The 21959-nt window shown below is 64.9% G+C and carries 22 protein-coding genes; 10 read left to right on the top strand and 12 right to left on the bottom strand.

The genetic code is table 11. From position 1 onward, the window contains the following. Positions 1–103 precede the first annotated feature (103 nt). The gene (locus tag NCT32_RS20575; protein WP_061120029.1) at positions 104–1132 is read left to right on the top strand and encodes an AraC family transcriptional regulator; all 1029 of its coding nucleotides are present in this window, start codon (positions 104–106) and stop codon (positions 1130–1132) included. Positions 1133–1164: 32 nt separating this feature from the next. After that, a complete protein-coding gene (locus tag NCT32_RS20570) occupies positions 1165–2049 on the top strand; it encodes a helix-turn-helix domain-containing GNAT family N-acetyltransferase (protein ID WP_061120028.1) in 885 nt (294 codons plus the stop codon). 9 nt (positions 2050–2058) lie between these two features. Here NCT32_RS20570 and NCT32_RS20565 read toward each other — a convergent pair whose 3' ends face one another. Next, positions 2059–2973 carry a LysR family transcriptional regulator gene (locus NCT32_RS20565; protein WP_061120027.1) on the bottom strand — a complete coding sequence of 305 codons (915 nt, stop codon included), beginning with the start codon at positions 2971–2973 and terminating at the stop codon, positions 2059–2061. Positions 2974–3105: 132 nt separating this feature from the next. After that, the gene (locus NCT32_RS20560) at positions 3106–4515 is read right to left on the bottom strand and encodes an MFS transporter (RefSeq protein WP_061120026.1); all 1410 of its coding nucleotides are present in this window, start codon (positions 4513–4515) and stop codon (positions 3106–3108) included. 269 nt (positions 4516–4784) lie between these two features. Here NCT32_RS20560 and NCT32_RS20555 point away from each other — a divergent pair, with 269 nt between their 5' ends. Beyond that, a complete protein-coding gene (locus NCT32_RS20555) occupies positions 4785–5552 on the top strand; it encodes an IclR family transcriptional regulator C-terminal domain-containing protein (protein WP_061120025.1) in 768 nt (255 codons plus the stop codon). A gap of 262 nt (positions 5553–5814) precedes the next feature. Then, a complete protein-coding gene (locus tag NCT32_RS20550) occupies positions 5815–5988 on the top strand; it encodes a hypothetical protein (RefSeq protein ID WP_250477529.1) in 174 nt (57 codons plus the stop codon). Positions 5989–6004: 16 nt separating this feature from the next. Here NCT32_RS20550 and NCT32_RS20545 read toward each other — a convergent pair whose 3' ends face one another. Both NCT32_RS20545 and NCT32_RS20540 read right to left on the bottom strand, forming a co-directional pair. Then, the gene (locus tag NCT32_RS20545; protein WP_061120024.1) at positions 6005–6694 is read right to left on the bottom strand and encodes a hypothetical protein; all 690 of its coding nucleotides are present in this window, start codon (positions 6692–6694) and stop codon (positions 6005–6007) included. Beyond that, complete coding sequence (locus NCT32_RS20540) at positions 6694–7176, bottom strand: glycoside hydrolase family 108 protein (protein WP_061120055.1); 483 nt, start codon at positions 7174–7176, stop codon at positions 6694–6696. Before NCT32_RS20540 ends, NCT32_RS20545 begins: the two co-directional genes overlap by 1 nt. A gap of 424 nt (positions 7177–7600) precedes the next feature. On the opposite strand from NCT32_RS20540, the gene NCT32_RS20535 reads away from it, so the two are divergent. From NCT32_RS20535 to NCT32_RS20525, 3 genes are read left to right on the top strand one after another with little or no spacing between them, the layout of a single operon-like run. Then, complete coding sequence (locus NCT32_RS20535; protein WP_061120023.1) at positions 7601–7987, top strand: TerB family tellurite resistance protein; 387 nt, start codon at positions 7601–7603, stop codon at positions 7985–7987. Positions 7988–8018: 31 nt separating this feature from the next. Further along, positions 8019–8606: a universal stress protein gene (locus NCT32_RS20530; protein ID WP_061120022.1), complete on the top strand. Its 588-nt coding sequence runs from the start codon at positions 8019–8021 to the stop codon at positions 8604–8606. Beyond that, positions 8564–10180 (top strand): alkaline phosphatase, encoded by a 1617-nt coding sequence (locus NCT32_RS20525; RefSeq protein WP_061120021.1) that lies wholly within the window; start codon positions 8564–8566, stop codon positions 10178–10180. The genes NCT32_RS20530 and NCT32_RS20525 overlap by 43 nt, the downstream gene beginning before the upstream one ends. 20 nt (positions 10181–10200) lie before the next feature. Here the strand turns inward: NCT32_RS20525 and wrbA are convergent, their stop codons facing one another. Next, a complete protein-coding gene (wrbA, locus tag NCT32_RS20520) occupies positions 10201–10803 on the bottom strand; it encodes an NAD(P)H:quinone oxidoreductase (protein WP_061120020.1) in 603 nt (200 codons plus the stop codon). A gap of 182 nt (positions 10804–10985) precedes the next feature. Between wrbA and NCT32_RS20515 the strand changes: the two genes are divergently transcribed. Both NCT32_RS20515 and NCT32_RS20510 read left to right on the top strand, forming a co-directional pair. Next, positions 10986–11624: a LysE family translocator gene (locus tag NCT32_RS20515; RefSeq protein ID WP_061120019.1), complete on the top strand. Its 639-nt coding sequence runs from the start codon at positions 10986–10988 to the stop codon at positions 11622–11624. Between the two features lie 276 nt (positions 11625–11900). Then, entirely contained in the window at positions 11901–13193 is a 1293-nt protein-coding gene (locus NCT32_RS20510; RefSeq protein WP_061120018.1) for an FUSC family protein, read from the top strand. Between the two features lie 27 nt (positions 13194–13220). Here the strand turns inward: NCT32_RS20510 and zwf are convergent, their stop codons facing one another. From zwf to NCT32_RS20480, 6 genes are all read right to left on the bottom strand, one after another. After that, entirely contained in the window at positions 13221–14696 is a 1476-nt protein-coding gene (gene zwf, locus NCT32_RS20505; protein WP_061120017.1) for a glucose-6-phosphate dehydrogenase, read from the bottom strand. 176 nt (positions 14697–14872) lie between these two features. Then, positions 14873–15772 carry a LysR family transcriptional regulator gene (locus tag NCT32_RS20500; protein WP_061120016.1) on the bottom strand — a complete coding sequence of 300 codons (900 nt, stop codon included), beginning with the start codon at positions 15770–15772 and terminating at the stop codon, positions 14873–14875. Between the two features lie 90 nt (positions 15773–15862). Then, on the bottom strand, positions 15863–17950 hold the full coding sequence (locus tag NCT32_RS20495; RefSeq protein ID WP_061120054.1) for a pyridoxamine 5'-phosphate oxidase family protein: 2088 nt from the start codon (positions 17948–17950) through the stop codon (positions 15863–15865). A 70-nt stretch (positions 17951–18020) separates the two neighbouring features. Further along, the gene (locus tag NCT32_RS20490; protein ID WP_061120015.1) at positions 18021–18641 is read right to left on the bottom strand and encodes a glutathione S-transferase family protein; all 621 of its coding nucleotides are present in this window, start codon (positions 18639–18641) and stop codon (positions 18021–18023) included. Positions 18642–18800: 159 nt separating this feature from the next. Then, the gene (locus NCT32_RS20485; protein ID WP_250490499.1) at positions 18801–19103 is read right to left on the bottom strand and encodes a hypothetical protein; all 303 of its coding nucleotides are present in this window, start codon (positions 19101–19103) and stop codon (positions 18801–18803) included. Positions 19104–19206: 103 nt separating this feature from the next. Continuing rightward, the gene (locus NCT32_RS20480; RefSeq protein WP_061120013.1) at positions 19207–19389 is read right to left on the bottom strand and encodes a DUF1289 domain-containing protein; all 183 of its coding nucleotides are present in this window, start codon (positions 19387–19389) and stop codon (positions 19207–19209) included. Positions 19390–19710: 321 nt separating this feature from the next. Between NCT32_RS20480 and NCT32_RS20475 the strand changes: the two genes are divergently transcribed. Continuing rightward, positions 19711–21711, top strand: a complete 2001-nt coding sequence (locus NCT32_RS20475) for an AI-2E family transporter (protein ID WP_061120012.1) — start codon at positions 19711–19713, stop codon at positions 21709–21711. Positions 21712–21723: 12 nt separating this feature from the next. Here the strand turns inward: NCT32_RS20475 and NCT32_RS20470 are convergent, their stop codons facing one another. Further along, the gene (locus NCT32_RS20470) at positions 21724–21957 is read right to left on the bottom strand and encodes a hypothetical protein (protein WP_061120011.1); all 234 of its coding nucleotides are present in this window, start codon (positions 21955–21957) and stop codon (positions 21724–21726) included. Positions 21958–21959 lie beyond the last annotated feature (2 nt).

Raw genomic sequence — 21959 nt, 5'->3', positions numbered from 1 at the left:
ACCATCGCTTCGACGCCTGTCCGCGAGTCGCCGCGAATTGCCCATTCGTCCGCTTCGTCTTCGCGCCGCGTTCCGGCGATGCTTTCGAACGGCGGGAGCCGACATGAGCCACGACATCCTTTCCGATGTGCTGCGCACGGTGCGCCTGCGGGGCGCGCTCTTCTTTCACGTGAGCGGCAATCGAAGCTGGGCGGCGGAGGCGCCGCCCGCGCGCGACATCGCGAGCATCGTCATGCCGGAATGCGAGCACGTGATGGAATATCACGTCGTGACGCACGGCAACTGCTGGGGCGCGATCGTCGGGGAAGCGCCGGTGCGCCTCGCGAGCGGAGACATCATCGTGTTTCCGCATGGCGATGCGCATGTGATCTCCAGCGCGCCCGGCGTTCGCGCCGAAGTCGACGTGGCCGCGCTGTCGGCGAAGATCGATCAGTTGCCGTTCACGCTGACCTACGACGCGGTCGAAGCGCGCAACAATCCCTGTCCCGACGATCCATATGAAACGATGCTCGTATGCGGCTTTCTCGGCTGCGATCTGCGTCCGTTCAATCCGCTCATCGCCACGTTGCCGCGGCTTTTGCACCTGAAGGAGACGGGCACGCAGGGCTGGATCAATCACTTCATGCACCAGGCCGTGCTGGAATCGCGTCACAAGCGGCCAGGCGGCGAGGCGATGCTCGAACGCATGAGCGAAATGATGTTCGTCGATGCCGTGCGCCGCTACGTCGATGGACTGCCCGATGAAAGTCGCGGCTGGCTCGCGGGCTTGCGCGATCGTTTCGTCGGCCGCGCGCTCGCCGTCATGCACGACGCGCCCGCGCACGAGTGGACGGTCGAAGAGCTCGGCGAGCGGGTGGGTCTGTCGCGCTCGGCATTGCATGAGCGTTTCGTCGACATGATCGGGCTGCCGCCGATGCAATACCTCGTCAACTGGCGCATGCAGGTCGCGGCCGGACTGCTGCGCAACACGAACTCGACGATCGCGGCCGTGGCGCAGGAGGTGGGCTACGCATCCGAGGCGGCCTTCATTCGCGCGTTCAAGCGTCTCGTCGGCAAGCCGCCGGCAACATGGCGTCGTGAGAAGAGCCGCGCGGAAGCCGTGACCGAGGCCCCACACGCGAATTCGGATTGACGCGGCTGGAATCTCTGACTAACGTCAGAGATATGAACCCGACCGACATCAGCCAGATTCGCAGCTTCAATCGCACCGTTGCCGAGGGCATCGGCGCGCTCAACGATCATTTTCTCGGGCGCGGCCGTCCAATGGGCGAGTCTCGGCTGCTCTGGGAGATCGGAGCACAGGGCGTCGATCTTCGCGTGCTGCGCGAGCGCCTCGGTCTCGATTCGGGCTATCTGAGCCGCACGCTCACGGCGCTCGAGCGGCAGGGGCTCGTCACGGTCGAGTCTCGTCCCGAAGACCGCAGGGTGCGCCGCGCCAGTCTGACCGAAGCCGGTCGCGCCGAACGCGAGGAACTCGAACGGCTTTCCGATGCCGTCGCGGGCGGCATGCTGGCGCCTTTGAGCGAGGCGCAGCGCCGGCGGCTGATCGCAGCGATGGCCGAAGTCGAGCGCCTGCTGCTGCCTTCGCTGATCCGCTTCGCGATCGAAGATCCTGCGAGCGCCGATGCGCGATGGTGCATCGACCAATATTTCGCCGAGCTGAACGCCCGCTTCGATGCGGGCTTCGATCCGTCGATCAGCCTGTCCGCCGATGCGCGCGAATTGACCGCGCCGCAAGGCGCGCTGATCGTGGCGAGGCTTCGCGGTGCGGCGATAGGCTGTGTCGCCCTCAAGTTTCACGGCACGTCGCCGGCCGAGCTGAAACGGATGTGGGTGAGCGCCGACGCTCGCGGACTGGGCGTCGGACGGCGATTGCTCGAAGAGGCCGAAAGGCACGCGCGGCAAAGCGGCGCGAAGGTCGTGCGGCTCGAGACGAACAAGGCGCTCGCGGAAGCCGTCGGACTCTATCGGCGGTCGGGTTACGTCGAGGTCGCCGCGTTCAGCGACGAGCCTTATGCGGATCACTGGTTCGAGAAAGCATTGCGTTGACGCGTATCGTCAGCGCGTGCCCGTCAACGCGATGACGAGATCCAGGAACGCGCGCGTCTTCGCCGGCGGATGATGCCGCGACGGATAAAACGCATAGAGCGGAAAGCGCTCGTCGGGCCAGTCGGGAAAGAGGTCTACGAGCTTTCCATCGGCAAGCAGGTGCTCGTGGCCGAGCAGGAGTATCTGCGCGATGCCATAGCCCGAAAGAATCGTGCTCAGCATCGTGCCCGGATCGTTGAGTGTGAGGCGGCCGTGCGTCTGCACGCTCAGGCGCTTCTTCTTGCGATGAAACTCCCACGCGAACGGCCGTCCCGTTTCGGGATCGCGAAACTCGATGCACGTGTGCGTGTCGTCGGCGAGTGCCTGTGGCGTCGCGGGCTTGCCGTGCCGCTTGATATACGAAGGCGCGGCGACGGTGCGCACCGGCGTATCGAGCAGCTTGCGCGCGACGAGGCTCGAATCGCGCGGCTCGCCGAAGCGCACGGCGAGGTCGAACCCGTCCGCGATGATGTCGCCGAGACGATCGCTCGTGATGAGCTCCAGTTGCAGATCCGGATGCGCGTTCAGGAACGCATCGAGCTTCGGGCCGAGCAATAGCCGCGAGAAGATCGGATCGACGTTTACGCGCAGGCGGCCGCGCACGGCCGTTGCACCCTCCGATGCGGTGGCCGCGGCTTCCTCCAGTCCCGCGAGATGCGGCATGACGTGTTCGAAGAAACGGCGGCCGTCATCGGTGAGCGAGACGCTGCGCGTGGTGCGATCGAAAAGACGGATCTTCAGGCGCGCTTCGAGGCGCGCGATGGCGCGGCTCACGCCGGGCTGCGACATGCCGAGACGTTCGCCCGCCGCGGCGAAGGTGCCGGCATCGACGATCGCGGCGAACACGCTGATGCCGTTGAGGATGCGTTCGTTGAAGCCGGCCATTCATGCCTCCGCGTCATGGATAAAAGGGCATTCATGTTATCGCGATGCGGGGGAAGGAGCGAATGCCAGCCGGATCAGCAAAAAAAAAACGGGCCCCGAAGGGCCCGGCAAATCACTCCAATACGGTCAGCTTCATGCGTGGTGGGCCTTGGCGACCTTGTCCACGGACATCGAATCGGCGCGCAGACGCTCGTACTCTTGCTCGCTCATCGGCACGGCGTCCTTCTTGCCCAGATCGTTCAGACGGATGCGATACGTCTCACGCGCCGAGTACGCCGCAATCGCCGCGATGACCGTCACGCCGAAGGCAATGGCGCCGACCGTCAGCGGGATGTTGCTCGATCCCGGGGGCGCAACCGCCGCGAACAGGGCGGGCAGCAGCGCGGTGATCGTCGTGCCGATGTTCTGCGCAATCGCCATCGCCGAAACACGCGAGCGGGTCGGGAACAGTTCCGGATAGAAGCTCGGGAAGATCGCGTTGTAGCCCTGGTACACGACACCCCACATGAGCAGCGACATCAGGAATGCGAGCGGGACGCTGTGGATGCTGATCGCATAGAGATACGCGAAAGCCAGCAGACCCGAGATCAGCGAGCCGCCGATCATCATCGGGCGACGGCCGATCTTGTCCGACAGGTTGCCGACGAACGGAATCACCAGCACCGCGACGATGTTGCCGACCACCGGAATCCACAGATACACGCTCTTGTGGAAGCCGATGCCGTACGAAGACTGCACCGCATACGCCGCACCGAAGATCGTCGCGACGACGGGAATCACGTTCATCAGCGCCATGCAGACGACGCGGATCATGTCCGGCGTGCTGTTGGCGAACGCTTCCTTGATCGGCGACTTCGGCAGATCGCCGTGCGATTCTTCGGACGTGAACGCTGGCGTCTCATGCACTTCCTTCCGGATGATGTAGCCCGCAACCAGCACGAAGGCCGACAGCAGGAACGGCACGCGCCAGCCCCAGGAGTTGAACATGTCTTCCGGCATGAACGTGGCGAGCGGGAGGAACACGGCGGCCGCGAGAATCTGGCCGGCCTGCACGCCTTGCAGCGTGAAGCTCGCGTAATAGCCGCGACGTCCGAAGGGTGCATGCTCCAGAATCATCGAGCTGGCGCCGGAGATTTCACCCGCCACCGCGAAGCCCTGAATCAGGCGCAGCACGACGAGCAAGGCCGGTGCGAGCATGCCGACGCTGTGATACGTCGGCAGCAGACCAACGGCCATCGTCGAGAAACCCATCAGGAACATGCAGATGAGCAGCACGTTCTTGCGGCCGTGCGTGTCGCCCAGATGGCCGAGCACGAATGCGCCGATCGGACGGGCGACGTAACCCACGCCGTACGTTGCGAGCGACGCGATGATCGCCACCTTCGGATTGCCCGACGGGAAGAACAACTGCGGGAAAATGAGGGCTGCTGCCTGGGCGTAGATGAAGAAGTCGTAATACTCCAGCGCCGAGCCGATCCAGCCGCTCGCGGTCGCTTTTTTCGCCTGGCGGCCGCCGTGCGCGTCTTCCTTAGGGCTAGCCATAGAGATGTCTCCGAACAATGGGTTTATAGAGTTGAGCTTGATACCTGGTCGAGCGGCGGGGCATTCGGAAACAGCGGAATTGCGCGTCGCTCTGAAAGTGATTGGAGAATAAAAGCACAACCCCTTTGCATCAATGTTTTATGATTATTTTTGCGCGATTATCGCACGCAAGTGTCCGATAATCGGACGCTTTGGGGGTTAGCACTAGCAAATGGCTTTCGTCGAGCGCCGAAACATCACAATATCCATAACTAAACAGACATGTCAGCATGACTAAACCGGAACTCGACAAGCGCGACTGGATCGCCGGTCTCGAGAAGGGTCTCGCGATCCTCGAAGCCTTCGACGATCAGCACGCGCGCATGACGCCCACACAAGCCGCGATGCGCACCGGCCTCACGCGCACCGCGGCGCGCCGCTATCTGCTGACGCTCGCGCATCTGGGCTACGTCCAGACCGACGGCAAGCTCTTCAACCTCACGCCGCGCGTGCTGCGCATGGGCTGGTCATATTTCGAGTCGGCGCGGCTGCCGCGCATCGTGCAGCCCTACTTGCAGCAATTGAGCGCGTTGATCCACGAATCGGTGTACGTGAGCGTGCTCGACGACTGGGACCTCGTGATCATCGCGCGCAACGGTTCCACGCGCGTGATGACGACGGGCTTCGTGCTCGGCGCGCGCGTGCCGGCCGCGCTGATGTCGGGCGGTATCGCGATGCTCGCTTACATGGACGAGGCATCGGTGCGCGGATGGCTCGACGCGACCGAGTTCAAGCCCTTCACGCCGCTCACGATCACCAACAAGGAAAGGCTCTACGAGAAGATCCGGCAGGCGCGGATCGACGGCTACGTCGAGATCGAGCAGCAATTGCAGATGGGCGTGCGTGGCATCGCAGTGCCGATGAAGAACCGGCACGGCGAAGTGGTGGCGGCATTGTCGGCGAACATGCCGATCGGAAAGGAAACGGGCGAGGCCGCGCTCGCTCGCGTATTGCCGCCGTTGCAGGAGACCGCGTTGTCGATGTTGAACGTGATCTAGTTATGCCGTGCTGTGGGTAAAGGTGAGGGTTTTCGGGATCATGTGGTCTGGGCGCTCCCGAGGCCCGTATTCAAAGGCCTTTTTGCGAACGCGGACGGTTCAAAGGTGAGGGTTTTCGGGATCTTCGCTATTCGCCGTCGGCTGGAAGAGGACTACCGCTGATACGCGACGTGCGTGACTCGTCGGGCACACTCTCACTTCGGCTAATTCCGCGTCCCTACACGCCTTTCCATGGTTAATCGCCAAAGGAAAGGGGAACGAAATGACCCAGTTCAACGCATCGGCGAGCGCGCGCAAGGCACGGCGCAGCGGCTCGCTTCTCAGGCTTTCGGCGGTCACTGTCCAGAAGACCACCTTCAGCGATGCGATTCGCCCGCAGTTCGAGAACATCGCGCGTCATCCGGCGGGCCCCTATGATCCGAGGACGGGACTCTGACGCGCGCGGCTCAGGCTCACGCTCCGCCCGTGAAGATCGGCCCTTGTCCGCCCGGCATGAAAGCGCGCGGCGCATGATCGGCGTTCGCGCCTGACTGATCGCGCGTGGCCGCCGCCGGCGCGGGATCGCGCAGCGTGACGGCCGTCTCCGACGTAATCGGCACGCTCGGTTGCGCGAGCAGTTCGGTCTTGCGCATCGAGCCCGCCGACGTCCCGAAGTAATACCCGATGATGCTGATCCATGCGGTCCCGAGCGCGCCGACCACGACGTTTACGAGATCGCGATTCGCCTCGGGCAAGGCGCGCAGCGCCATCAACAGCAGGATGCCGAAGAAGCCGCCCGTGACGCACATCGCGAGGACCTTCGGCACCCAGTCCTTGTTCGCGATGCCCATTGCGCGCGCATCGGCGCGGTCGCCCGCCGCGATGCGCGCCATGTCCGCTTCGAACGACAGCCGCGCCTGCGCCGCCGCGACCACCAGTTGTTGCAACTGCAACGAGTTCGCGCTTTCCGCCTGCCTGATCTTGTCGAGCGCGGCGGGATCGTTGAGCGCGGTCTCGACGACATCCGGATCGCTCGGCGTGCCGAGCGCATGCGAGATGATCGCGGCGGCCGTCGTGACGCCGAGCCCGACCGGCCCGCCGATGAGACCCGCCAGAAGAGGCGCCTTCGCGCCGATCGCTGCCGCCACTTTGGTCCAGTCCATCATGCTGCTCCCAAGAGAAGATTCGTCGCCATGCGGTCGGTCCAGCCGCGGCTGAACGTCGGCCAGGCATGCAGGCCCTTCAGATAACGCAATCGATAGGCAATGAAACGCAGGACGAAGCGCATCGGATCGGCGGCTTTCACGGCATCGACGGTATCGGGGCCGAACTTGCCGTCTTCCTTCGCGCCCGATGCCTTCTGCATCCACAGCACGACGAGACCGCCGTTGTAGTTCGCATCGAAGATCTGGAAGGCGACGCGCGGATCGAATTCGTCGAGATGCAGCGGATCCCAGTACTTCTGCTTGGCGATGCGCTTGGCGAGTTCGAGCGGAAGGTCCTTCATCGCGCCGGCATAGCCGTAGCCACGCGCGACGCGCGCCGTCACGCCCCACATCGTTTCGCCGCCCGGGTCCGCCGGATGGAACGAGTAGCCGCCTTCGCTGCCGATCAGCGCTTCGAAGGCGTTATCGAAACTGTTCATGGTGATCTCCTTGGCGCCTGCGCGTGCCGCCGGTAGCTCGCGTGACGAACAGCGCGGCGCCGGAAGGAACGGGCCGGCGCACGAGGCGGCCGGCCCGGTCGCGTCAAACAGTGGCAGGCAGTCATGACGCGACGGCAATGCCATATGCATCGGCCGTGCCAGTCGATCGATGAAACGCGCCTAAGCCTTGTCCTGCAAGGCTCAGGTGGAGCACGAAGGCAAGCCGGGGAAAGTGAACTGTCGTGCGACGGCCAACGCTTTCAAGCGCAATTGTTCGGGCCGCTCAGACATCGGAAGTGCATACCGGCACGCTCATTCGATGCTCATTCTCCCTTCCTACGATGCAAAGCATCCAGGCGGCGCGGTCCCGATCGAACCTATCGCACTGCCTTTCGTTGACCACGTTTCATCGAGGAGAAATGCCATGCGTCACTATCCAACGGACAGTCCCCGCGCGGCCGCGCGCATCGTCGTGATGTCGCTGATCGCGGACGGCCATATCGGCAGTGCGGAAATCGAAGAGCTCGAACGGCGCGGATTCTATGCGCGGCTCGGGCTTCATGCAGGGGAGTTGCATGAAGTCGTGCGCGAGGTCTGCGAAGACCTCACGCGCTGTTCCTTTCTCACATGGGACGACGCGTGCCGGGTCGATCCACGCGTCATGCAACGGCTTGCGGAAGAAGTGCGCGACGAGCGCATGCGACGCGACGTGCTCACGCTCTGCGAATCGGCCGTCGTCGCGGACGGCGTGATGACCTGCACCGAAGCCGCCGTGATCGATGCGGTGAAGCACGCGTGGCGCGTGCATTGAAGCGCGCGAACCATCGAACGGAGACGACATCATGCAACAGCACATTCTCGTCGCAGTAGGCCCGGATAACAGCCATGCCGCGCTCGCGCTCGGCATCGCGCGGGCCCGCGAATGCAATGCGCGCCTCACGGCGCTTCATGTGGTGGACCGTACGCCATTCTGGGCGCTATCGTCCGCGCAGTACGACTTCGGCGCGGCGCTCGCGCACGTCGACGAACGCGCGCGAGAGATCGAGAAGCGCACGCTTCAGGCGATACGCGCGTCGAGCATCAACGGCGTGTGCGTGACGATGGACCTGCCCGCCGGCACGACGCTCGCGCGCGTGATCGCGCAGGCCGCGCGCGAGTTCGATGCGGACCTCGTCGTGATCGGCCGCACGAAGGCCACGCACTGGCGCTTCTGGGAAGAGCGCGTGTCGGATGCGGTGAGCCGTCACAGCAATCGTCGCGTGCTCATCGCATCGAACCGCGCGGACGATGAAGCGCCCGTTGAAACAAAAGCGACACCGTTACGCTTTACCATCGTCGATTCGACGCAGCGCGTCACCCCATCGTACAGCTCGAGAGGAAGCTCGCCATGCCGGATCGTATCGTCAAGCCGTCCCGACGCACCTTGCTGAAGGGTCTCGTTTCCGGCACGGGGCTCGCGCTCACGGGCGCGGGTCTCGCCGATGCCCTCGCGCAAGGCGTCGCGCCCGCCGTCGTCACCGCCGACAAGTTGCGTCCGCAACTACCCGGCGGCGTGATGAGCGGCGACGTCACGGCGACGAGCGGCATCGTATGGAGCCGCACGGACCGGCCGGCGCGCATGATCGTCGAGTACTCGACGAGCGAGCGCTTCGATACGTTCCAGCGCCGCATCGGGCCGGCCGCGCTCGACAGCAGCGACTTCACGGCACGCGTCGATCTGACCGGCCTGCCGCCGGGCGCCGACGTGTTCTATCGCGTACGCTTTCAGGATCTCGTCGATGGCAAGGCATACAGCGAGCCGATGACGGGACGCCTGCGCACGGCGTCGCTCGAGGCGAGCAAGCCGATCACCTTCGTCTTCTCCGGCGATGAAGCGGGGCAGGGCTGGGGCATCAACGAACGCTTCGGCGGCTATCGCATCTATGAGGCGATGCGCCGCGAAGCGCCGGACTTCTTCATCCATCAGGGCGATCAGATCTACGCGGACAGCGTGATCGAATCCGAAGTGAAGCTGCCCGACGGCACGCTGTGGACCAACATCGTCACCGAGGGCAAGTCGCATGTCGCGCAGACGCTCGACGACTATCGCGCGGCTTTCGCCTACAACCAGCTCGACAGGAACAAGCGCCGCTTTGCCGCGGAAGTACCGTTCCTCGTGCAATGGGACGATCACGAAGTGCGCAACAACTGGTATCCGGGCCAGAGAATCGGTGACGCGGAGAAGCGTTATCAGACGCGCGCGATCAACCTGCTCGAAGCGCGCGCGAGACAGGCGATGTTCGAGTACAACCCGTATCGCATCAATCAGCTCGATCCAGAGCAGGTCTATCGCGGCTTTCAGTTCGGTCCGCTGCTCGATGTCTTCATGCTCGACGAGCGATCGTATCGCGGCGCGAACTCGCCGAACCGGCAGACACGTCTCGATGCGGATTCCGCCTTTCTCGGCTCGCAGCAGACGGCGTGGCTGAAGGCATCGTTGAAGGCGTCGCGTGCGACGTGGAAGGTGATCGCGAGCGACATGCCGATCTCGCTCGTCGTCCCCGATGCCAACCCCGATGTGCCGAAAGGCACGTTCGAGGCATGGGCCAATGCGGAGAATGGTGCGCCGCTCGGGCGCGAACTGGAGCTCGCGGAGATCCTGCGCTTCATCAAGCAGGAAGACATCAGCAACGTCGTGTGGATCACGGCGGACGTGCATTACGCTCAGGCGACGCACTACGATCCCTCGCGCGCGAAGTTCGCCGAGTTCAAGCCGTTCTGGGAGTTCGTCGGTGGGCCGATCAACGCGGGCACGTTCGGGCCGAACGATCTCGACATGACGTTCGGTCCGGAACTGCGCTACGTGAGCGTGCCGAAGGACAACCCGCAGAACCGCTCGCCCGCGTCGCTGCAACAGTTCTATGGCCGCGCGAAGATCGACCCCGTCAGCCGCGCAATGACGGTCTCGCTGCACGATCTGGACGGCAAGTCGCTCTACGAAGTGAAACTCGAGGTCGAAGCCTGAACGCAGCGTCGATCGCGCGGCTATCCGGCGAGCTTCGTCGCCAGTCCGGCGACATGCTTGCCCTGATAGCGCGCAATGTCGAGTTCGTTCTGCGAAGGCTGGCGGCTGCCGTCGGCGGAGGCCATCGTGGTCGCGCCGTAGGGCGTGCCGCCTGAGATCTCGCTCATGTTCGTGAGCCCGGCGCATGCATACGGCACGCCGACGACCACCATGCCGTGGTGCAGCAGCGTGCTGTGAAACGACGTGATCGTGGTTTCCTGGCCGCCGTGCTGGGAAGCAGTCGACGAAAACACGCTGCCGATCTTGCCGACGAGCGCGCCTTTCACCCACAACCCGCCGGTCTGGTCGAGGAAGGTGCGCATCTGGCCCGCCATGTTGCCGAAGCGCGTCGGCGTGCCGAAGATGATCGCGTCGTAATCCGCGAGTTCGTCGACGGTGGCGACGCTCGCCTGCTGATCGAGCTTCACGCCGATCTTCGCGGCCTGGTCGGCGGGGATCGTTTCGGGCACGCGTTTGACCGTGACTTCCGCGCCCGCGACGCCACGCGCGCCTTCGGCTATCGCCTGCGCCATCGTTTCGACGTGGCCGTACATCGAATAGTAGAGAACCAGTACTTTCGCCATGATGTGTCCTTGTGTGAGGGTGCATCGGATGGAGACACGCGGCTGCCTGCGCGCACTCAAAGATAGCACCGCCGCGTCCATGCGCAATGAATTGGCCTGCCCGCGCGAGCGCCAGGCGTTCATGGACGTGCGCGGCTTTCTCCGCTCACAATGGCGGCAATTCAAACGGAGACACGACCGCCATGAACGGCCACGCCTTGCTCAGCGCGAATCTGCTCATCGCTTACTCGGCTTATTTCGTCGGCACGGCGAGCCCCGGGCCGAGCAATCTCGCGATCATGTCCATAGCCAGCACATCGGGCCGGCGCGCGGCATTCGCATTCGCGGCGGGTGTGATGTCCGGCTCGTTCTTCTGGGCGATGCTCGCGGCGCTCGGCCTTTCCGCCGCGCTGACCGCGTATTCGGGGTTTCTCATCGGCGTCAAAATCTGCGGCGGGTTATATCTGCTGTGGCTCGCGTTCAAATCGGGGCGCGCGGCGTTGAAGCCTCCGCTGCGGCGCTCGTCGGCGGATGCGCAGGGGCAAAGCGGCCGCAGGCTCTATGCGCGCGGCGCGCTCTTGCATCTCACCAATCCGAAGGCGATTCTCGTGTGGATGTCGGTGGCGGCGCTCGGCTCGTCGGCGGGGGAAGGGCCGGGGCATATGCTCGTGGTCGTCGCGGGATGTCTGTGCATCGGCGCGTGCGTGTTCGGCGGCTATGCCGCGCTCTTCTCGATGCCGTCCGCGCGGCGCATCTACATGCGCATCCAGCGCGGCCTCGATGCGTGCCTCGCGCTCGTGTTCGGCGCGGCGGGCATTCGCCTGCTGACTTCGCGGGTGTGATGCACGAACCGGCTCGCACGCGCAACGCTGCTTTCGGCCGAGTGGGCGTTCGTGTGGCTGACGCGTCTGCCGGCGCCCGTTCTCATCGCCGTCGAGCAGGAAAAGCGCGGCGCGCGGTTCCGGGTCGTGACGACCGTGCATGCGTTCTGACAACCTCATCGTGTCGTTCGCGCTCGCGCAGCGCGTGTAGCGGATTTGCCGCATCGCGCGCGGTTCGGCTTTGCATCCGGACGATCGGCGGCTACGCTCAAACCAGACGCCCCTATCGCCAGAACAATGCCGACCGACGATTCTTCCCGACGCGCCCGCCCGATTCCGCCCGAAAGCGCCGAAGCCGTGGTCGCGTATGTGCACATCATCCGCGACGCATTTGCCGCGCTCGGGCGCGAACTCGTCGCGATCAGACCGACGCCCGCCCGCGCGCTTTTCGCGACGCAGGCGATGCTGTCCGTCGGGCTCGCTGTGGCGCTCGCGTATGCGTTCCACCTGAGCAACATCTGGTGGGCGGCGATCAGCGGCTTCGCGGTGATGCAGTCGAAGTTTTCCGCGTGCGCGCAGCGCGGCGTGCAGCGGGTGGTCGGCACGGTCGCGGGCGCGATCATCGGCGCGGTGGCGGGCGTCATGGTCGGCGATGTGCCGTGGCTCTTCGTGCCGCTGCTCGGCGTGATCGTGGGCGTGTCGGTGTATCGCGCGCTCGTGTCGGATGCGGGCTACGCGTGGGTGCTGGGCGCGGTGACGTCGTTGATGGTGACGTTCGAGGCGCATCGGCTCGTCTCTGCCGCGGCGACGGCGTCGTTCGCGTTGCTGCGGGTCGCGGAAGTCGTCGTCGGGACGATGGCGTGCGTGGCCGTGTCGGCGCTTTTTCATGCGGGCGTGCAGCACTATCGCAAGTCGCGGGGCGCGCCGCCGGTGCCGCGCGCGCAGGCGGCATCCACGGTGGATCGCATCGATGGCGTCAACGCGCAAGCCGTCACCGTGATTCCGTCCGATGCCGCGCGGGCCGTGCAGGCGCTCGACGCGACGCACGTCGCCCGCGCCGAGCAGATCGCGCTCGCGATGCGCAAGCGCCTCGCATGGCAGGGCGCGTGGTCGGTGATGATCCTGGCATCGCTCGCGTACACATGGAATCTGAGCGGCTTCGCGCAGGCGATGGTGACGGCGGTCGCCGTGCTGATCCTGCCCGCATCGGCGCTCGGCAAGCCGACGCGCAAGCCGGTCGCCGAGCGCATGATCCAGCGCTTCATCGGCTGTCTGCTGGCGGGCGCGGTGAGTCTCGCGCTGCTGCCGTTAGTGGGCGATAACGCGCTCGCCTGCATGGTCGCGCTGTGCGCGGGCGTGTGGATGGGCTGTCACGTGCAGACCGGCACGCAAGGCGCGAGCTATGTCGGGCGGCAGTTCAGCATCGCGTTCATCATGGTGTTCGTGCAGGACCACCACTGGTCGTCCGACCCGATGCCGGCGCTGATGAGGCTCGTGGGGATTCTGGGCGGGATCGTGGTGTTGTCGGCGGTGATGGCGCTGGGCGCCGCGTGGGCCGCGAGACGAACGTCGCGCGTCGCGATGCGGTGACTCCAGCCAGCCGCATCGCGCGATGACTTAAGCCTCTTCCGCCCAGGCCTGATTTTCCCGCGCCATCAACGCGCTCGACGCCGCCGGTCCGAACGTCCCCGCCGTGTATCCGCGCGGCCGGTCGCCCAGTTCCTTCCAGCCGTTGAGAATTGGCTCGACCCACGTCCACGCGGCTTCCAGTTCATCGCGTCGCATGAAGTGCGTGAGCCTGCCGCGAATCACGTCGATCAGCAAGCGCTCGTAAGCCTCCGCGCGCCGTTGCGTCATGGCCTGTTGCAGATCGAGATTGAGCGTGACCGGCTGCATATGCATGCCGCTTCCCGGTTCCTTAGCCAGCATCTGCAACTGGATCGACTCTTCGGGCTGCAGTGTGATCGTCAGCCGGTTGCCGTAGTGACGCGGACCGTCCGGAATGATCGAGAACGGCAGATCCGCGAAATCGATGACGATCTCCGAGCGGCGATTCTGCATGCGCTTGCCGGTGCGCAGGAAGAACGGCACATTCGCCCAGCGCCAGTTGTTGATATGCGCGCGCAATGCGACGAACGTCTCCGCGCGGCTGTCGGGCGGCACGTTCTGTTCTTCGAGATAGCCCTTCACCGCCTCGCCGCCGACCGCGCCCGCCGTGTACTGGCCGCGCACCGTGTCGCGGGCGATATCGGCGACGGTCATCGGCCGCAGCGATTTCAGCACCTTCAGCTTTTCGTCGCGCACGGCGTCCGGATCGAGCGACACGGGCGGTTCCATCGCGACGATGCACAGCAGTTGCAGCAAGTGGTTCTGCACCATGTCGCGCAACGCGCCGGTGTGATCGTAGAAGCCCGCGCGGCTGCCCACGCCGACTGTCTCCGACACCGTGATCTGCACGCTCTTGATATACGGCGCCTGCCACAGCGGCCCGAAGATCGCATTGCCGAAGCGCAGCACCATCAGGTTCTGCACGGTTTCCTTGCCGAGATAATGGTCGATGCGATAAATCTGCTCTTCCTTGAAGTGCTTGCCGACGGCATCGTTGATCGCGCGCGCGGAGGCGAGATCGTGGCCGAGCGGCTTTTCCAGCACGACGCGCGCGTGATCGTCGAGAATGCCGGCGTTGTCGAGGTTTTCGCAGATGGTCACGAACAGTTCAGGCGACGTAGACAGGTAAAGCACGCGCTGCGAGCCGGGGCGCACCGCTTGCGCGAGACGCTCGAAATCGCCGGGATTCTCGATGTCGACGCGCACGTAGTCGAAGAGCGCGAGGAATTTGTCCCACGACTGCGCATCGAAGGCTTTGGCGTCGATGAACGGACGCGCCTGTTCTTCCATGAAATTCTTGAGGTAGTCCTCGCGCGTCCAGTCCTTGCGGCCAATCGCGAGAATGCGCGTGTCGGCGGGCAGGTTGCAGTGCATGTGCGCCATGTAGAGCGCCGGCAGCAGCTTGCGCGCCGCGAGGTCTCCGCCGCCGCCGAAGATGATCATGTCGAGCGGGCGTTCGTTTGAGGGAGAAGTTGGATTCGTCATGGTGCGTGAGCCGGTAAAGGTTCAGGAAAGCCGAAAGCGCGCCGATCGGTGCGATCGTTCGAGACAGCTATGTTGCATGTTTTGCCGGCACTTTGCACGGCAGTCGTGCTAACGGGCGTTCGATTCGCCGGCCGGTGGACGAAATGTCACCGACAGTGCGTAATGTTTAGCGCGGGTTAGCGCAACGAAACGTCCGCGCGCAGCGTCGTCACGGCGAGGTCGAGGAACGCACGCACCTTCTGCGTGACATGACGTCCTTCGCGATGCACGAGATGGATCGGCAAGGGCGGCGGCTCGAATTCCGGCAGCACGATCGCGAGACGCGCGTCGGCGACATGCCGTGCGACCTGATACGACAGGAGCCGCGCCATGCCGAAATCCGCGAGCGCGGCGGCGATCGCGGAATCATTGGTCGTCGTCGTGAAGCGCGGATGTGCGCGCACGAGAAACTGCCGCTCGCCGTCGTGCAGGCGCCATTCCGGCGGCGACGACGAGCCCGTCGACGCGATGATCACATGTTCAGCGAGATCGTCCGGATGACGCGGCGTGCCGTGCTTCTCGAGATAGGCGGGCGATGCGCACAGCACGCGCCGCACGCGCCCCACGTTGATCGCCTGCAACGATGAATCCGGCAATTGCGCGATGCGCACCGCCACGTCGATGCCCTCGTCGACGAGATTGACCACACGATCGACGAACCAGCAGCTCGCATCGGCTTCGGGATAACGGCGCAGATAGTCGAGCACGATCGGTGTGACGTGCAGCCGGCCGAACATCACCGGCGCGGTGATCGAGAGCAGGCCGCGCGGCGACGAATGCGTGCCCGTCGCGGAGAGCTCGGCGATATCGATCTCGCCGAGGATGCGCCGGCAATCCTCGAAATAGCCGCTGCCGGCATCGGTGAGACGCACGACGCGCGTCGTGCGCGTGAGCAGGCGCACGCCGAGACGCTCTTCGAGCTCGGTCACGACACGGCTCACGACCGACGGCGAGACATCGAGCTTGCGCGCCGCCGATGCGAAGCCGCCGGTCTCGACCACCGTGACGAAGGTCGTCATTGCCTGTAAACGGTCCATGAGAAAACACGAGGCACGCGAGCATGAAGATGCCGTGCATTCTCGGGGATATGTGCGCGGGGCACAATCCACGACCGCTTGACGTCCTGGTCAAAGGTCGAGTTCCAGCTTGCCGCCGTCGTCCGCGGCGGGCATTGCGCAGCAGATCAGCGCTTCGTCGTCGGCGACGCGGAAAGCCGGCTCGCTTTCATACGACACCGCGCCCTGCACGATGCGCGTTCTGCATGTGCCGCACGTTCCACCCCGGCAGTTGAATTCCGGCGAAAGGCCGTTCGCTTCCGCGAGTTCGAGCAAGGTGCCCGCACCGGGTTTCCATTGCGCGTCTTTGGCCGACTTCGAGAAACTGACTTTCACCGGCTCGGTCGCGGCGGGGCGCATCGGCTTCACGTCGGCGCCGCGATCCGCCGTGCGCTTGAGCGCCGAAGGACCGAACGCCTCCGCATGAATGCGCCCGTCGGAGACATTGAGCGCGCGCAGCCTGTCGTAGATCGACTGCATGAACGCGCCGGGGCCGCACAGATAGAAGTCGTAGTCGTTGAAGGGCATGCGGCTCGTCAGCAGGTCGATGTCGATGCGCCCCGATGCATCGTAGTCGCGCCCGAGCTCTGCGCCGTTCGTGTCGCTCAGCACGCGGATCACGTTCACCGCACCGCCCGCTGCTTGCGCGAGCGCTTCGATTTCCTGGGCGAACGCGCGGCTCGCGAGCGAATGCGCCGATACGATCATCCACACCGGACGAACGCGCCGCTTTCTCAGCCCTTCATACACCACGTGCCGGAGCATCGCGAGCATCGGCGTGATGCCGACGCCCGCCGCCATCAGCACGGCCGGACGATGCTCGAACGGGTCGATCGTGAAGTCGCCGGCGGGCGAGCGCGCTTCGATCACGTCGCCGACTTTAAGCGTGTCGTGCAGATGCCCGGATACGCGTCCCTCGCGCTTCACGCTGATGCGATACCGGCCGTCCGATGGCGCGACCGAAAGCGTGTACGTGCGGATCAGCGGTTTCGCCTCGCCCGGCGGCGTAACGCGAATCGGCAGATGCTGGCCGGCCTGGTGAGGAACGATGCCCGCGCCATCGGCCGGTTCGAGATGGAAGGAGCGGATCGCGTTGCTTTCATCGACGATCTTGCTCACGCGGAAGGTTCGCCACGCATTCGCGAGCGCGGCCGCCTTCAGGCGCTCGGCCGCCTGCTCCCAGTCGCCCGTCATCAACGAATTGGGCGACGCGCCCTCGCTGCGCGCCTTCCACCGCAACGGCAGCGCGCCCGCACGATACACGATGCGGCGCGGCGTGAAGCGCCACAGCCGCTCCGCGCCCTGGAACGCGGCGGTTTCGTGGGAATCGAGCAGTACTTCGGCGTCGCCCGCGAGCTGCAAGACGTCGCCGGTCTCGAAGTCGGCGAAGACGAGTCCCGCGCGGCCGTTCACGAGAATGTTGCCGAGCGTGTTGAAGAAGAGATTGCCCGCGAAATCCGGAATGGTGAGCGAGCCGTCGTCGGTCAGGCGCACGAATCCCGGCTTGCCGCCGCGATGCGACACGTCCACCTGCCGATGCCCGTCTTCGCGATCGAAATACGACGCGACGAAGAACGTGTCCGCGCCCGCGATCATCGCTTTGGCGCGCGGCGAAAGCGCGTCGGACATGACGGGCTGCACGGGCGAGGGCACGGCCGGATCGCGCACGAACTCGAAATCGCGCAACTGGATGTACTGCGGGCAATTGCCGAAGCTGTGCTCGACGGCCACATCGAACCCGACGTTCGCGCCGTCGCGACGGATCGCGCCGTTCATGCGGTTGCGGCGGCGCGTGTGCAACTCGATGCCGAGCAGGCCGATCGACGCGCCATCGTTCATGCCGGCATCGGCGGGATCGAGCGGATCGCGCGCGCGGCTCATCGACAAGGTTTTCGCATCGGGCGCGCGCATGAAGCCGGGCGGCCCCGCGAGCAGCGTTGCCCACGGATCGCCGCGCTCGTCGACCGCGCCCGCCACGACGAACGGCAACTGCGCGAAGAACTGGCGATGCTGCTCCGGCATGTGATCGCGCACGACGCGCCGCCCGACGCCGTCCATGCGCTCATCGACGCCGAAGGCTTTCTGAATGGCGATTTCGCCCGGATGCCACGGCGAAGGCGTGGCGGCAGATGGAACAGCGGAGAGCGCTGAAGCGGACATGATCGGATGCCTCTTCGATTCGGGCGCGGCGGCAGAGCGCAATGCAAGACGCGAAGCCGCCGCGCTCACTTTACGCCGCGAGACCCGCGGCTGTCTTCTGGAAGGGAACGAAGCCGGGCAACGCCTCGACGCGCGCGAGCCACGCATTCACATTCGCGTAGCCGGAGATATCGACATTGCCTTCGGGCGCGCTCGAGATGTAGCTGTAGAGCGCGACATCCGCGATGCTCGGGTGCGTCGCGCCGATATCCGCGATCCAGTCGCGCTGCGCCAGTTCCGAATCGATCACCTTGAGCACGTTGTGCGCGCGGGCGATGACTTCCTGCGCATCGAATTTCGCGCCGAACACGGTGATGAGACGCGCGGCGGCGGGTCCGAACGCGATCTGACCGGCCGCGACCGACAGCCAGCGCTGCACGGCGGCGGCTTCGGCGGGCGTGTCGGGCAGCCATTTCGTGTCGCCGGCTTTCATCGCGAGATAGACGAGGATCGCGTTCGAGTCGGCAATGACGATATCGCCGTCGACGAGCACGGGAATCTGGCCGAAGCGGTTCAGCTTCAGATAGTCGGGCGTCTTGTGCGCGGCGGCCGCGAGATCGACGAATTCTGCTTCGTGGTCGACTCCGAGCAGGTTCAGGAAGAGACGTGCGCGGTGCGCATGACCGGACAGCGGATGGTGATAGATCTTCACGGCAGATTTCCCTGATTCGGTTGATGGCCGGGAGAAGTCCCGTCCTGCGAATCAAGTATCGGTTCTTGCCGTGAGAAGGAGAATAGCGGCGGATTTCAAATCACTATTCTCGTATCGAGAACGGTGAGCGCGCGCGTCGTGCGTCCGCTCACGCAGCGCTCACTCGCCGCGCGGCACGTTCGCCTTGTTGCCCGCGAGCGGCGAGCCGTAGCCGCCGCTGTTGGCGTTGTTCGGAAGACCGTTGACGAGCTGCGCGCGCGGATCGCTCGGATTGAGATTGAGTTCGCCCGCCTGCGCGTTGCCGTGCGTCGGATATTGACTGCCGAGCGGCGCGTCCGGCATGAGCTTCGTGCTGTTCTGCGGCGCGTACATGTCGGTTTCGACGCTCGGATGCAACTGCGCGAAAGCCGATGTGGCGGCAAAGGCCGATGTGAAAACAAACGCGGCACAAGTCACTTTCATGGCTGACTCCCTGCAAAAGTCCCGTTCAGTGTAGTCCGCGAGCGGGACGAAAGACGCCATCACCCTTTCGCCGACCAGTCCAGCGTTTGTTCTCTCACAACGCCTACTTCTTGTGTTTTTTGAGCTTTGCTTTGCGCTTGGGCCGTTCATCGATGATGCGCGCTCGATGCTTGTCCTTCATCTTCTTCCATTGCTTGCATTCGTTCTTCGTGCGCAGACAACCGATGCACAGGTCGGTCTTTTCATCGAACTTGCAGATGCCGATGCAGGGTGAATCGACTGCCATGATGTCCTTTTCAATGAGCCGCGGCTTTCGCCGATGAACCGCGGCGAAACGTCAATGTCGCACGCGCGACGTTTGCGCATCCAACTGATTGTTCCGATCATGGCGATAGAGCACGGCGCGGCCCGCGCTGCTCCCGTATCTCCTCACCGTTGAACCGATTGCAGGGGAATTCGGCTCCCGAATAGACTCACCTCAATGGCGACGGGCGCGACGCGCACGGCACGCGCCTTGCTTGACCGTCGCTGCTCCCGCGCACAAGCCGGCGCGCCAGCAACACGCCGTGCGCCGCCCGACTTAAATACAGAAAGCGAGCCATTCCCCATGCCGCAAGCACCCGGGCCGCGCCGGCCACCCGCGAAGATCCTGCCGCCCGAAGCGCCCGGCGTGCGTGCGCTGGCGTCACTCGTGACGGGCGTCGTCATCATTTGCGCGCTGTATTTCGGCCGCGCGGTGATGATCCCGATCATCCTCGCGATCCTATTGAGCTTTTTGCTCGCGCCGTTCGTCGACTTCCTGCGGCGGCTGCGCTTCGGTCAGGTGCCGTCGGTGATCGTCGCGGTGGTGATCGCGCTGTCCGTGCTGACTGCGGTCGGCGCCTTGATCGGCGCGCAGGTCGCGCAGCTCGCGAGCGATCTGCCGAAGTATCAGGTCGCGGTCGAGCGCAAGATCGAAAACGTGCAGCGCATGACCGTCGGCCGCGCCGACGAGTTTCTCGGCCGCGCATCCCGTGCGTTGAAGCGCATTTCGCCCGCGCGCGAGCAGGAGCCGAAGAACGAGGACAACCCGGCCGCGTCGCCGATCGATCAGCCGATGCCCGTCGAAGTTCACGAGCCCACGCCGACGCCGCTGGAGCTGGCGCAGCGCTTTCTGTCGCCGATCATCAGTCCTCTGGAAACCACGGGCATCGTGCTCGTCGTCGCGGTGTTCATCCTGTTGCAGCGTGAGGATCTGCGCGACCGGCTGATACGGCTTTTCGGCTCGCGCGACCTGCATCGCGCGACCACGGCGATGGACGAGGCCGCCCGGCGTCTGTCGCGCTACTTCCTCGCGCAGCTCGGCATCAACGCGAGCGTGGGGATCGTCATCGCGATCGGGCTTGCGATCATCGGCGTGCCGGGCGCGCTGCTGTTCGGCGTGATGACCGCACTCCTGCGCTTCGTGCCTTACGTCGGGACGTGGATCGCGGCGATCGTCGCGGTCGTGTTCGCGGCGGCGGTCGGCCCCGGCTGGGCGATGCTCGTGTGGACCATCGTCCTGTTCGGCGTGACGGATATTCTCGCGGGTCAGGTCGTCGAGCCGCTGCTGTACGGGCACAGCACGGGATTGTCGCCGTTCGCGGTGATCGTCGCGGCGATCTTCTGGAGCTGGATCTGGGGGCCGATCGGCCTCGTGCTCTCGACGCCGCTTACTCTGTGCCTCGTGATTCTCGGCCGCCACGTCGATCGGCTCGAATTTCTCGATGTGCTCTTCGGCGACCGCCCCGCGCTCACGCCCGCCGAGAACTTCTATCAGCGCCTGCTCGCGAACGATCCCGACGAGGCGCTCGTGCAGGCCGAGACGCTGCTCAAGGAGCGCTCGCTGATCGCGTATTACGACGAGGTCGCGCTGGAAGGCCTGCGCTACGCCCACAACGACGTGCTGCGCGGTGTCGTGACCGCGGATCAGCTGCGGCGCATCAACGAATCCGCGCTCGACATCATCGAAGGACTGGAGGACGCAGAAGATACCGCCGTGACCGTCGAGCGCAAGGAAGAGCTGCCCGCGAGCTTCGATTCTGTCGACAATGCGCAAGGCCTGGCGCACGAAACCCCGCCCGCGCGCTTCGATGCCGAGAAAGAAGGCCACACGGCGTCGGTGCTGTGCATCGCGGGGAGAAGCGAGCTGGACGATCTCGCGGCGACCATCGCCGTGCAGCTCTTTCGCAAGCACGGCCTGTACGCGGATCTCGCGGGCTACGAGCGCTTCTCGCGCGGACGTTTCGGTGAAGTCGATCTCGCGGGCGTGTCGATCATCTGCGTGGTGTCGTTCGATGCAGCCGAGTCGCCGCCATATTTGCGCAATCTGCTGCGGCGCCTGCATCAGCGTGCGCCATCGGCCGAGCTGATTGTCGGGCTGGTGTTCCCCGAAAGCCCGTTGCAAGGTGAAGTGCTTGTGCGCACGAGCTCGGCGGCGGTGTCGTTCCGGGAACTGGTCGAGGCATGCGTGGCAGCCGCGCGCCGCCAGTCGAGCGACGGCGTGCCGTGGGCCGGTCTCGGCGACACGGGCGGCGAAGCCGCTTTGAGCGGGCCGGGCGAGGACGTGCCTGAATTGCGGAACGCGTGACGCGTGACGCGCTTACCGGTTCCCGTCGAACAGATCGTTGAGCATGGTATCGAAGGCGGCTTGCGCGTCTTCGAGTTCCTGAAGCGCGGCATCGAACGTCTGCAGCGCCATCTGCGACGGCCGGCCGTCGCCTTCGGGCGGAAACTGCGTTTGCAGCGCCAGGAAGGCGGACTGAACCTGACGCGTCGCGTTGACGATACGTTCCATCGCTCGCGCTTCTTCCGCGCGATTGTTCTCAGCGGTCATCG

This window comes from Caballeronia sp. INML2 (assembly GCF_023631365.1).
Classification (GTDB): domain Bacteria; phylum Pseudomonadota; class Gammaproteobacteria; order Burkholderiales; family Burkholderiaceae; genus Caballeronia; species Caballeronia turbans.
Note: the sequence above shows the minus strand (reverse complement) of the source record. Positions and strands in the feature narration are given on the sequence as shown.